Source organism: Pseudomonas sp. MF6755 (genome assembly GCF_016405635.1).
GTDB classification, from domain to species: domain Bacteria; phylum Pseudomonadota; class Gammaproteobacteria; order Pseudomonadales; family Pseudomonadaceae; genus Aquipseudomonas; species Aquipseudomonas haemolytica.
Map to the genome: position 1 here is coordinate 339,536 of NZ_JAEKDA010000005.1, position 10,661 is coordinate 350,196.

Annotated in this window: 11 protein-coding genes and 1 other RNA gene; 8 read left to right on the forward strand and 4 right to left on the reverse strand. The window is 61.7% G+C overall.

Annotated elements, in window-relative coordinates; all coding sequences use genetic code 11:
* Positions 1–42: 42 nt before the first annotated feature.
* Genes ubiH through JFT66_RS08750 form a run of 3 tightly spaced genes read right to left on the reverse strand, consistent with a single transcriptional unit; the run spans position 43 to position 3,127 of the window.
* Positions 43–1,230, reverse strand: coding sequence for a 2-octaprenyl-6-methoxyphenyl hydroxylase (ubiH, locus tag JFT66_RS08740; protein WP_034116331.1), 1,188 nt, complete (start codon positions 1,228–1,230; stop codon positions 43–45).
* Positions 1,227–2,549 (reverse strand): Xaa-Pro aminopeptidase, encoded by a 1,323-nt coding sequence (gene pepP, locus JFT66_RS08745; RefSeq protein ID WP_198859113.1) that lies wholly within the window; start codon positions 2,547–2,549, stop codon positions 1,227–1,229. Before pepP ends, ubiH begins: the two co-directional genes overlap by 4 nt.
* A 20-nt stretch (positions 2,550–2,569) precedes the next feature.
* The gene (locus JFT66_RS08750) at positions 2,570–3,127 is read right to left on the reverse strand and encodes a YecA/YgfB family protein (RefSeq protein WP_017739071.1); all 558 of its coding nucleotides are present in this window, start codon (positions 3,125–3,127) and stop codon (positions 2,570–2,572) included.
* A 138-nt stretch (positions 3,128–3,265) separates the two neighbouring features.
* On the opposite strand from JFT66_RS08750, the gene JFT66_RS08755 reads away from it, so the two are divergent.
* From JFT66_RS08755 to JFT66_RS08770, 4 genes are all read left to right on the forward strand, one after another.
* Entirely contained in the window at positions 3,266–3,475 is a 210-nt protein-coding gene (locus JFT66_RS08755; RefSeq protein WP_003177365.1) for a TIGR02449 family protein, read from the forward strand.
* Positions 3,472–3,789 carry a cell division protein ZapA gene (locus JFT66_RS08760; protein WP_034116333.1) on the forward strand — a complete coding sequence of 106 codons (318 nt, stop codon included), beginning with the start codon at positions 3,472–3,474 and terminating at the stop codon, positions 3,787–3,789. Before JFT66_RS08755 ends, JFT66_RS08760 begins: the two co-directional genes overlap by 4 nt.
* A 30-nt stretch (positions 3,790–3,819) precedes the next feature.
* Positions 3,820–3,998, forward strand: a non-coding RNA gene (gene ssrS / locus JFT66_RS08765) — 6S RNA.
* Positions 3,999–4,056: 58 nt separating this feature from the next.
* Entirely contained in the window at positions 4,057–4,686 is a 630-nt protein-coding gene (locus JFT66_RS08770) for a 5-formyltetrahydrofolate cyclo-ligase (protein WP_198859120.1), read from the forward strand.
* A 12-nt stretch (positions 4,687–4,698) separates the two neighbouring features.
* Here JFT66_RS08770 and JFT66_RS08775 read toward each other — a convergent pair whose 3' ends face one another.
* Complete coding sequence (locus JFT66_RS08775) at positions 4,699–4,848, reverse strand: hypothetical protein (RefSeq protein WP_010207387.1); 150 nt, start codon at positions 4,846–4,848, stop codon at positions 4,699–4,701.
* 194 nt (positions 4,849–5,042) lie between these two features.
* On the opposite strand from JFT66_RS08775, the gene JFT66_RS08780 reads away from it, so the two are divergent.
* The 4 genes from JFT66_RS08780 (at position 5,043) to JFT66_RS08795 (ending at position 10,359) form a co-directional block, all read left to right on the forward strand.
* Positions 5,043–5,492 carry an EVE domain-containing protein gene (locus tag JFT66_RS08780; RefSeq protein WP_198859114.1) on the forward strand — a complete coding sequence of 150 codons (450 nt, stop codon included), beginning with the start codon at positions 5,043–5,045 and terminating at the stop codon, positions 5,490–5,492.
* A 69-nt stretch (positions 5,493–5,561) separates the two neighbouring features.
* Positions 5,562–6,527: an HlyD family secretion protein gene (locus tag JFT66_RS08785; protein ID WP_198859115.1), complete on the forward strand. Its 966-nt coding sequence runs from the start codon at positions 5,562–5,564 to the stop codon at positions 6,525–6,527.
* Complete coding sequence (gene rbbA / locus JFT66_RS08790) at positions 6,524–9,241, forward strand: ribosome-associated ATPase/putative transporter RbbA (RefSeq protein WP_198859116.1); 2,718 nt, start codon at positions 6,524–6,526, stop codon at positions 9,239–9,241. Before JFT66_RS08785 ends, rbbA begins: the two co-directional genes overlap by 4 nt.
* Positions 9,241–10,359 (forward strand): ABC transporter permease, encoded by a 1,119-nt coding sequence (locus JFT66_RS08795; protein WP_034116338.1) that lies wholly within the window; start codon positions 9,241–9,243, stop codon positions 10,357–10,359. Before rbbA ends, JFT66_RS08795 begins: the two co-directional genes overlap by 1 nt.
* Positions 10,360–10,661 lie beyond the last annotated feature (302 nt).

The window sequence follows — 10,661 nt, forward strand, 5'->3', positions numbered from 1 at the left end:
TCTCGTGTGCGGCACAGGCCGCAAATAAAGTAGTGGGCCGGTTCAAACATCAGAGCGCGTGCCCAGGCCCATGGCCTGGCGGGCGAACCAGCGTTTGGCCGGTGGCAAAAGGTCCAGGCCGAGCAAGCCCAGGTTGCGGCCCAGCGCCATTAACGGCTGGCCGCTGCCAAACAGGCGCGTGACCTGGTCGGAGAAACCTACGGTGAGTTGCTGGTCCAGGCGCTGGCGATCGCGATAGCCTTGCAAGGTCGCCAGGTCGCCCGGCACTGCAGGGCCAGCCAGCAAGGCTTCGGCCAAGGCATTGGCATCGCGCAGGGACAGGTTGAAACCCTGCCCGGCAATCGGGTGAAGGCTGTGGGCGGCATTGCCGAGGACCGCCAGGTGGGAGCGCACTTGCTCTTCAGCTTCCACCAGAGTCAACGGATACAGGTGACGGGCGCCCACTTGCTTGAGGGTACCCAGGCGATAACCGAACACACCCTGCAATTCGCTCAGGAAGCTGCGCTCGTCAAGGTTGGCCAAGCGCTGGGCGTCCATGCCGATGCGGGTCCAGACCAGCGCACAACGGTTGTCCGGCAGCGGCAACAAGGCCATCGGCCCTTCATCGGTAAAGCGCTCGAACGCTTCGCCATTGTGGGCTTCGCTTGGGGTGATGTTGGCGATCAGCGCGCTCTGGTTGTAGGGCCGGGTTTTCACGCCAATGCCCAGTTGCTCACGCAAACCGGAGCGGCCGCCATCGGCCAGTACTGCAAGGTCGCACTCCAGCACGGTTTCATCGTTGAGGGTCAGGCGATAGCCATCGGGCAGCGGCTCCATGCGCGTGACTTCCGCAGGGCAGCGCCAGCTCACCACATCCTTGTCCAAGCCTTGCCACAGGCATTGGCCGAGCCAGGCGTTTTCCACCACATAGCCCAGGGCCGGAACGCCCTCTTCCATGGCAGACAAACGTGCAGTGGAGAAACGCCCGCGGTCCGACACATGGATCTGCTTGATCGGCTCGGCACGCGGGGAGATGGCCTGCCACAGGCCCAGGCGCTGATAGATCTGCCGTGCGCCAAACGACAGCGCGGAAGAACGCGCATCGTAGCTCGGCTGGTAGCTGTCACCCGGTGCAAAGGGTTCGATCAGTACGATTTTCCAGCCCCGCGCCTTGGCCCCGGCCTGCAACGCCAATGCCAGGCTGGCGCCCACCAGGCCGCCGCCGATAATCGCCAGGTTGACCCGGCTCATCGGGCAGCCGCCATCAGTGCTTCGATCTCGGCGACAGTCTTGGGCGCGCCGCCGGTCAGGATTTCACAGCCTTGCTTGGTCACTATCACGTCATCCTCGATGCGTACGCCAATGCCACGCCATTTCTTTGCCACGTTCTGGTTGTCAGGTGAAATATAGATGCCCGGTTCCACGGTCAAGGCCATGCCGACTTCCAGCACTCGCCATTCACCGCCCACCTTGTACTCGCCCACATCATGCACATCCATGCCCAGCCAGTGGCCGGCACGGTGCATATAGAAGGCGCGGTAGGCTTCGCTGGCGATCAACTCGTCAACATCACCTTGCAACAATCCCAACTTCACCAGCCCGGCGGTGATGACCTGCACGGTCGCCTCGTGGGCCTGGTTCCAATGTTTGTTCGGCGCGATCTGATTGAAGGCGGCTTCCTGGGAGGCCAGCACAATCTCGTAGATCGCCTTTTGTTCAGGCGAAAATTTGCCGTTGACCGGCCAGGTGCGGGTGATGTCGCTGGCGTAGCAGTCGATCTCACAACCGGCGTCGATCAGCACCAGGTCGCCGTCCTTGAGCAGCGCGTCATTCTGCTGGTAATGCAGGATGCAGCTGTTGCGCCCGGCGGCGACGATGGAACCATAGGCCGGCATTTTCGCGCCGCCCTTGCGGAACTCGTAATCCAGCTCGGCTTCCAGGCTGAACTCATGCAGGCCAGCGCGGCTGGCCTGCATCGCCCGCACGTGGGCCGCGCAGGAAATCCGCGCCGCCTCGCGCATCACCCTCACTTCTGCAGCCGATTTATACAGGCGCATGTCGTGGAGCAGATGATCCAGGGCAACGAATTCGTTCGGCGGCTGGGCGCCCAGGTGCGCCTTGGAACGGATCACGTTGATCCACTCCATCACATGCCGGTCGAACTCGGCGTTGCTGCCCATGGCCGAATACACGCGATCGCGGCCTTCAATCAGGCCAGGCAGGATGTCGTCGATATCGGTGATGGGGAACGCGTCGTCAGCGCCAAAGTCGCGGATCGCGCCTTCGGTGCCGGCGCGCAGACCGTCCCACAACTCGCGCTCGGCATTGCGTTCGCGGCAGAACAGCACGTACTCGCCGTGCTGGCGACCGGGCATCAGCACGATGACCGCTTCGGGCTCGGGGAAACCGCTCAGGTACTGGAAGTCGCTGTCCTGGCGATACACATGCTCGACATCACGGTTGCGGATCGCCACGGCGGCGGCCGGCAGGATCGCGATGCTGTTGGGTTCCATCTGCGCCATGAGCGCCTTGCGGCGTCGGGTGTATTCCGCTTTGGGGATATGAATCATGGGCAGATGGGGTTCCTTTCTTAATGCAGCGAAGGCTTGGGTGCAGCAGGTTCAGCAGACTTTTTGGTCTCGGTGAACAGCAGCAACGGCGCGACGCGCAGGTATTCCATGACTTCCATGTAGTCGCCCTCGCCGTCTTCGGATTCTTCCAGGGCATCTTGCACCTGGGAGATGGCTGCCAGGTCCTGCAGCACCTCCTTGGCGTCGGTGCTCAGCTCCAGGCCGCCGGCGTTCACGCCGAAACCGTGGAGGAAACCCTGACACCACTGGCCCAGGGCGGCAGCGCGTTCGGTGAGCGGCGCGTCATCGGTCGGCAGCAGCAGGACCACGGTGACGTCATCACCGGTCAGCTCGCCCTTGACCATTTCTTGCAGGCCGATCAGCGCGTTACGCACGTTCTCGGTGGGTTCGGTTTCCAGCAGCTCGGCCACATCGGCCAGCCAGTTGTCGGCATCAAAGCCCACACCGGTGCAACTGCGGCCCAACAGCACGCCGTGCAGTTCGGCAGGCGAGCATGGGTGGCCGCTGGTGCTCAGCAGTTTGGAAAAAGCGTCGTACGGGGAATTCTGAATGGGCATGGTGAGCTAGGCGCCAGACGGCGCAATGTCTAGAATGGAGCGCTGTATCCTAGCACCGGCAGACGCACCAAGACTATCGAGGGCGTCAGATCGTTTATCCTGCAGTTGCCATTCATCAGACAAATCCAGTGGAACCCAATGGAAGACACCGACCTGCAAGCGCTGATGGCCAGACTCGAACTGCTAATTGATCGGGTCGAGCAACTTAAGAGTCAAAACGGACTCCTATTAGCTCAGGAAAAGACCTGGCGCGAGGAACGCGCTCACCTCATTGAAAAAAACGAAATCGCCCGGCGTAAGGTCGAATCGATGATTTCGCGCCTGAAGGCCCTGGAGCAAGACTCATGAGTTCAAGCAATAGCGTAACCGTGCAGATCCTCGACAAAGAATATTCGATCATCTGCCCCCAGGAAGAACGCAGCAACCTGGTGAGCGCTGCCCGCTACCTGGACGGCAAGATGCGTGAAATCCGCAGCAGCGGCAAAGTCATCGGCGCCGACCGCATCGCCGTGATGGCCGCGTTGAATATCACCCACGATCTGCTGCATAAGCAGGAACGCCCTGACGTGCAGGCCAGCGGCTCGACGCGCGAGCAAGTGCGTGACCTGCTCGAACGCGTGGATCTGGTGCTTTCCACCGATTCAGACACACCCAAGGGCTGATTGCCGAGTCTGTTTAAGGTATACTCGCCCCACTCCCTGGCGTGTTTGCCAGTCGGCGATGTCCCTGAGCCGATTCGCACTACCCTGGAAGTTGCACGTTGGGCTGGTGTGCATGTCCGCTAGACGGAAAGCCTTAAAGCCTACTGCTTCTTCCACCTTGAACTTTCGGGTTCAAGGGCTAAGTCGACAGCGGCTCTGTCGGGGAGCCTGAATTCCCAAACTCAATGCCAGTCCCAGGACTGGCATTGTTTTATGAGCCGAAAAACCATGACCGAACCTGCGCCGCTTTCCCGTCCGCAACTTCGACGCATGTTGCGCAAGGCCCGCCGCGCCCTCACACCGAGCGAGCAGCGCCAGGCCGCCCTTGGTGTGTATCGGCAACTGGCACAGCACCCGCTGTTTCGCCGGGCCAAACATATTTCCTTGTATCTGCCGACGGACGGTGAACTCGATCCGCGCCTGCTGCTGCGTGCAGCCCAGCGCCGGGGCAAGGCCACTTATCTGCCGGTACTGAGCGCCTGGCCGCGCACCAAGATGGTGTTCCAGCGCGTGCGGCCTGGGGATAAGTTGCTGCCCAACCGCTTTCGCATTCTGGAGCCACGGGTGAACGCCCAGCGCCAACGCCAAGTGTGGGCGCTGGACCTGGTGCTGTTGCCGCTGGTGGGGTTCGATGATGCGGGCGGGCGGCTGGGCATGGGCGGCGGGTTCTACGACCGCAGCCTGGCCTATCTGGCCCGTCGCAATAGCTGGCGCAAGCCGACGCTGCTGGGGCTGGCCCATGAGTGTCAGAAAGTCGAGCGCCTGGCGCAGGCAAGCTGGGATGTGCCATTGGCGGGGACGGTGACCGATAAGCAGTGGTATGTCGCACAAACGCCGCTGGAAACAGCGGCGCCTTAGTTAAGCTTTGAGTTAACGCTTGAACGGTTGTGGCTGCTGCTGAGCCAGTTCAACCGGTGCATCGGTCTTGTTCGACCACAGGCTTTGGGCATAACCGGTGGTCACGACGCCCAGACCAAACAAAATAACCAAAATCCATAGTAAATCCGGTTTACGTTGCATCGATTGCCCCCCTTCAGGCACCTCGTACACGATGACAACAACGTTCCAAGGTAGTCCGTTGCAGCTGCGTCAAGCTTAAAGGCCGGCATTCTGCGGCAACGTGAACCAACACGCAAACCTTGACGCCAACCGACTGTCGGTTTGTCATGGAATTGCCCGACAACTTGCCCAATGCCTTTTTCAGGAGCCCCAAAATGGCCTACTGGCTGATGAAATCCGAGCCCGACGAACTCTCCATCAACGGCCTGGAAACGCTCGGCGAAGCCCGCTGGGATGGGGTGCGCAACTATCAGGCGCGCAACTTTCTGCGCGCTATGGCGGTGGGCGATGAGTTTTTCTTCTACCACTCCAGTTGCCCGGAGCCGGGCATCGCCGGCATCGGCCAAATCATCGAGGCTGCTTACCCGGACCCCACCGCGCTGGAACCGGACAGCCCTTACTTCGACGCCAAGGCCAGCGCGGAGAAAAACCCCTGGAGTGCGATCACCGTGGCCCACGTCAAAACCTTCCCCAAGGTGTTGAGCCTGGGCTATCTGAAACAGCAAACCGCTCTTGCCGAAATGCCGCTGGTGCAAAAAGGCAGCCGGCTTTCGGTCATGGCGGTCACACCTGAACAGTGGGCCGCCATCATTCATCTGCTTTAAATGACCGATATCAACACCACCACGGGGTAAACCCGTCACACTGGGACGCTAACGCCGCAGGATGCAGCCATGTCTACGAACCACCACACCTCCCGTCTTTTCGCTATTGCCCTGATCGTCCTGTTGCTGGGGGCCGGGGCCTTTGGTTACTGGCGCTCGACCCAGGATCGCCTGCCCGAAGGCTTGAGCATGGGCAACGGGCGCCTGGAATCCACCGAAGTGCAGATCGCCGCCAAGATCCCCGGCCGCCTGGCCGAAGTGCGCGTGGATGAAGGCGACAAAGTGCTCAAGGGCCAACTGCTGGCGCGCATGGACACCCGCACCCTGGAAGCCCAGCGCGCCCAGGCCGAAGCCGAGGTGTTACGCGCCAAGGAAAACTTCGCCTCCGCCGAAGCCAACGTGCAGTTGCGCCAAAGCGAGCAACTGCTGGCCAGCCAGGAACTCAAGCGTACCCAGGAGCTGTACCGGCGCGGCTTCGCCAGCAGCCAGTTGATCGACCAGCAGCAGGCACGCCAGAACACCGGCAACGCCGCGGTGATCGCCGCACAAGCCCAGGTCAATGCGGTGAAGGCCGCGATCGGTGCGGCCCAGGCCCAAGTGGCCCAACTCACCAGCGAAATTGATGACAGCAGCCTGCGTGCGCCCATCGACGGCATCATCCAATTGCGCCTGGCCGAGCCCGGTGAAGTGCTCGGCGCAGGGGGTCGCGTGTTGCTGCTGATTGATCCCAATGACCAATACATGAACCTCTACCTGCCCGCCTCCGTCACCGGTCGCCTGACTGTCGGCAGTGAAGCGCGCATCCTGCTCGACGCCCTGCCCCAGCAAGCGTTGCCGGCCAAAATCAGTTTTGTCGCGGACAAATCCCAGTTCACCCCCAAGGAAGTGGAAACCCGCGACGAACGCCAGAAGCTGGTGTTCCGCGTCAAATTGCGCCTGACCCAACCCAGCGCGGTGCCACAAGCCAAACCGGGCATGCCCGGCGCGGGCTACGTTCGCACAGCTGATATCGACTGGCCGGCCAACCTGCAATGAGCGGCCTGGCGCTGCACGCCACGGAGATCAACCATCGCTACGGCAAGCAACAGGCGCTGGTCGACATTGCCTTCAGCCTGCCAGCCGGCACCCGCTGCGGGTTGATCGGCCCGGATGGCGCGGGCAAGTCGAGCCTGTTGGGGTTGATCGCCGGGGTTAAAAAACTGCAAGAAGGCCAGTTGCAGGTGCTCGGCGGCTCCATCGAAGACCGCCTTCACCGCAACAGCCTGTACCCGCGCATCGCCTTTATGCCCCAGGGCCTGGGTGGCAACCTGTACCCCGAGCTGTCCATCAGCGAGAACATCCGTTTCTTCGCCACCTTGTTCGGCCTGTCGAAAGCCGATTGCGACCAGCGCATGCACAACCTGCTGCTCGCCACGGACCTCGCACGCTTTGCCGAGCGCCCGGCGGGCAAGCTGTCCGGTGGCATGAAGCAGAAGCTCGGCCTGTGCTGCGCGCTGATCCATGACCCAGACCTGTTGATCCTCGACGAGCCCACCACCGGCGTCGACCCGCTGTCACGCCGGCGTTTCTGGGAGCTGGTAGACAGCGTACGCGGCGAGCGCCCGCAACTGACGCTGTTGGTGGCCACTGCCTATATGGAAGAGGCCGAGCAGTTCGAACATTGCCTGATGCTTGACCGTGGCAGGTTGATCGCCGACGGGTTGAGCCGCGAACTGGCGACGATCACGCCCAGCGGCAAGCTGGATGAAGCCTTCACCCACTTCCAGGGCGACAGCGCCCACGACAACCAGCCACTGGTGATTCCACCGCGCACAAACGGCAACACCGATATCGCCATCCAGGCCCACGACCTGACCCTGCGCTTTGGCGACTTCACGGCGGTGAACAACGTCAGCTTTGCCATTGGCCGCGGCGAGATCTTCGGCTTCCTCGGCTCCAACGGCTGCGGCAAGACCACCACCATGAAAGTCCTGACCGGGCTGATGCCGGCCACCGAAGGCAGTGCAATCCTGCTGGGCAAGCCGGTGGACGCCAAGGACCTGGCGACCCGCAAGCGCGTGGGCTTCATGTCGCAAAGTTTCTCGCTGTATGGCGAGCTGAGCGTGCGCCAGAACCTGGTGCTGCATGCGCAACTGTTCGACTTGCCAAAGGTCGACAGTGGCCCGCGCATTGATGAACTGATAAAGCGCTTCGACCTCGGTGAAGTGACCGAGCAGCCCTCCGGCGAGCTGCCCCTTGGCCTGCGCCAGCGTTTGTCCCTGGCCGTCGCGGTGCTGCATCGCCCGGAAGTGCTGATCCTCGATGAGCCCACCTCGGGCGTCGACCCGGCGGCACGGGATGATTTCTGGCGGCTGCTGGTCGAGCTCTCGCGGGAACAGGGCGTGACCATCTTCTTGTCCACCCACTTTATGAACGAAGCCCAGCGCTGCGACCGCATCTCCTTGATGCATGCGGGCAAGGTACTGGCCTGCGACACGCCCGAGGCGCTGCAACGGCAGTTCCACGGCGATACCTTGGAGGCGGCTTTCGTCACCTGCCTGGAGCAGGCCCAGGGTGAACCCGAACCCGCCGCACCCCGTGCAACCGTCAACGAAACCCACGCGCCGCCCGTGAGCAAACGTGGCTTCAGCCTGGCCCGGCTGTTGGCCGTGGCCAGCCGCGAAGGCAAGGAACTGCTGCGCGACAAAGTGCGCATGGCCTTCGCCCTGCTCGGGGCAATGTTCATGATGGTGATCTTCGGCTACGGTATTTCCCTGGACGTGGAAAACCTCGCCTTCGCCGTCTACGACCAGGACCAGACCCCGCAAAGCCGCGCCTACCTGGAGGCGTTCCGCAGTTCGCGTTATTTCGCCGAGCAAGCGCCCATTCGCGACGCCAACGAACTGCACAAGCGCCTGCAACGCTCGGAAATCAAACTGGCCCTGGAAATCCCGCCGGGCTTTGGCCGTGACCTCTACGCCGGCCGCCAGCCCAGCGTCGCGGCCTGGCTCGACGGCGGCATGCCGTTTCGTGCGGAAACCAGCCGCAACTATGTGGAGGCGGTGCACCTGGGCAACCTTGCGCAGCTCGCCGAACTGAGCAGCCAGCCCCTGAACAACCGGGCCGCCGCCAAGCTTGAAACGCGCTTTCGCTACAACCAGGACGTGGTCAGCGTGAATGCCATCGGCCCGGGCGTGATGGCGCTGATCCTGGCGTTCATTCCGGCCATGCTCACCGCGCTCGGCATCGTGCGGGAGAAAGAGCTGGGGTCGATCACCAACTTCTACGCCACGCCGCTGACGCGTCTGGAGTTCCTGCTGGGCAAACAAGCGCCCTACCTGGCCATCAGCCTGGTCAACCTGGCGCTGCTGGTGGCGATGAACCGCTGGTTGTTCGGTGTACCCTTCAAAGGCAGCGGCTTGACCCTGGCTTTCGGTGGCCTGTTGTACGTGCTGGCCACCACGAGCATGGGCCTGTTGATCTCGGCGTTCACCCGCACCCAGATCGCGGCGATCCTCGGCACCATGATCATCACCAGCCTGCCAACCATCCAATTTTCCGGGCTGATCGTGCCGCGTTCGTCCCTGGAGGGTGCGGCGGCGCTGATGGGCATGCTGTTTCCGGCCGGGCACTTTCTGGATATTGCGGTGGGCACCTTCACCAAAGCCCTGGACCTTCGCCAGTTGTGGCCGCAGTGCCTGGCCTTGTTCGGGTTTTTCGTCGGGTTCACCGGGCTCAGCCTGGTGATGCTCAAGAAGCAGGAGGCCTGATGCACAAGCTCGCCCATATCCTGCGGCTGGGGATCAAGGAACTCACCAGCCTGCGCCACGATAGCGTGTTGCTGCTATTTCTGTTCTACGCCTTCACCGTGGCGATCTATATGCCCGCCGCGGGCTCGGTGATTGGCGTGCACAACGCCAGCGTGGCCTTTGTCGATGAAGATCACAGCGCGCTCTCGCGGCAGATGGCCGAGGCCCTGCAACCACCAGAATTCCAGGCGCCGGCGCCATTGGCCTACGACCAGTTGGACAAGGTCATGGACAGCGGCCAGTACACCTTCGTCATCAATGTACCGGTGAATTTCCAGGCCGACCTGTTGGCCGGGCGCCAGCCGGGCGTGCAGGTGAACGTCGACGCCACGGCGATGAGCCAGGCATTTATGGGCGCGGGTTACATCGGCCGGATTTTTCAGCGGGAGCTGCTGACCTACAGCGGCCAGGCCGACGTTGCCAGCAAAGCCCCGGCCCTGCTGACCACTCGGGCGCTGTTCAATACCAACCTGGAAGGTGGCTGGTTTCTGGCAGTGATCCAGATCGTCAACAACATCACCATCCTCGCCATCGTGCTGACTGGCACCGCCCTGCTGCGCGAACGCGAACACGGCACCCTCGACCACCTGCTGGTGCTGCCCCTGACCGCGCTGGAAATCATGCTGGCGAAAATCTGGAGCAATATGCTGGTGGTGGTGTTGTGTACGTGGCTGTCCCTGGAGCTGGTGGTCAAAGGCTTGCTCGGCGTGCCGTTGGCCGGGTCGCTGAGCCTGTTCCTGCTGGTGACGGCTCTGTATCTGTTTGCGAGTACCGCACTGGGCATCTTCCTCGCCACCCTCGCCCGCTCGACGCCGCAGTTCGGCCTGCTGGCGATCCCGGTGATCATCCCGATGCTATTGCTCTCTGGCGGCAGTACGCCGCTGGACAGCATGCCCGAGTGGTTGCAGTGGGTGATGCAGGGCTCGCCGTCGACGCACTTTGTGAGTTTGAGCGCGGCGATTCTATTCAGGGATGCGGGGCTGAGCGTGGTGTGGCCGGACTTGCTGGCGTTGGTGGGGATTGGCTTGGTGTTTTTTGCGGTGGCGTTGGCGAGATTCAGGAAGACGTTGTTGTCTTGACGCTTGAATTGTTAGCGCCAAAAACACCAAAACGTGCTTTTTTATAGCTATATAACCTAAACAACTGTCATTTATGACAGTAGTAAATTCCGCTCTAAAGAACTCTACTGACGATATAAAAATTTGCTCTGGAAAACTCAAAGCCATAGCAACTTTTGCATGTCCATGCACCTAAGGATGGTCTGAAGTAGCCATGTATTTCCCCGGCATACCACCTAGCGCAACTTTTAAACTCGCCAAATGATCAAAAAACAATCAATTCGACGAGTATTTCTTACGTTTTCGCCACCCGGACCCCACTC

Bases quoted from the DNA above. Each gene is read 5' to 3' on its own strand.
- ubiH (WP_034116331.1), bottom strand. From the start codon at position 1,230: ATGAGCCGGGTCAACCTGGCGATTATCGGCGGCGGCCTGGTGGGCGCC.
- pepP (WP_198859113.1), bottom strand. From the start codon at position 2,549: ATGATTCATATCCCCAAAGCGGAATACACCCGACGCCGCAAGGCGCTC.
- JFT66_RS08750 (WP_017739071.1), bottom strand. From the start codon at position 3,127: ATGCCCATTCAGAATTCCCCGTACGACGCTTTTTCCAAACTGCTGAGC.
- JFT66_RS08755 (WP_003177365.1), top strand. From the start codon at position 3,266: ATGGAAGACACCGACCTGCAAGCGCTGATGGCCAGACTCGAACTGCTA.
- JFT66_RS08760 (WP_034116333.1), top strand. From the start codon at position 3,472: ATGAGTTCAAGCAATAGCGTAACCGTGCAGATCCTCGACAAAGAATAT.
- JFT66_RS08770 (WP_198859120.1), top strand. From the start codon at position 4,057: ATGACCGAACCTGCGCCGCTTTCCCGTCCGCAACTTCGACGCATGTTG.
- JFT66_RS08775 (WP_010207387.1), bottom strand. From the start codon at position 4,848: ATGCAACGTAAACCGGATTTACTATGGATTTTGGTTATTTTGTTTGGT.
- JFT66_RS08780 (WP_198859114.1), top strand. From the start codon at position 5,043: ATGGCCTACTGGCTGATGAAATCCGAGCCCGACGAACTCTCCATCAAC.
- JFT66_RS08785 (WP_198859115.1), top strand. From the start codon at position 5,562: ATGTCTACGAACCACCACACCTCCCGTCTTTTCGCTATTGCCCTGATC.
- rbbA (WP_198859116.1), top strand. From the start codon at position 6,524: ATGAGCGGCCTGGCGCTGCACGCCACGGAGATCAACCATCGCTACGGC.
- JFT66_RS08795 (WP_034116338.1), top strand. From the start codon at position 9,241: ATGCACAAGCTCGCCCATATCCTGCGGCTGGGGATCAAGGAACTCACC.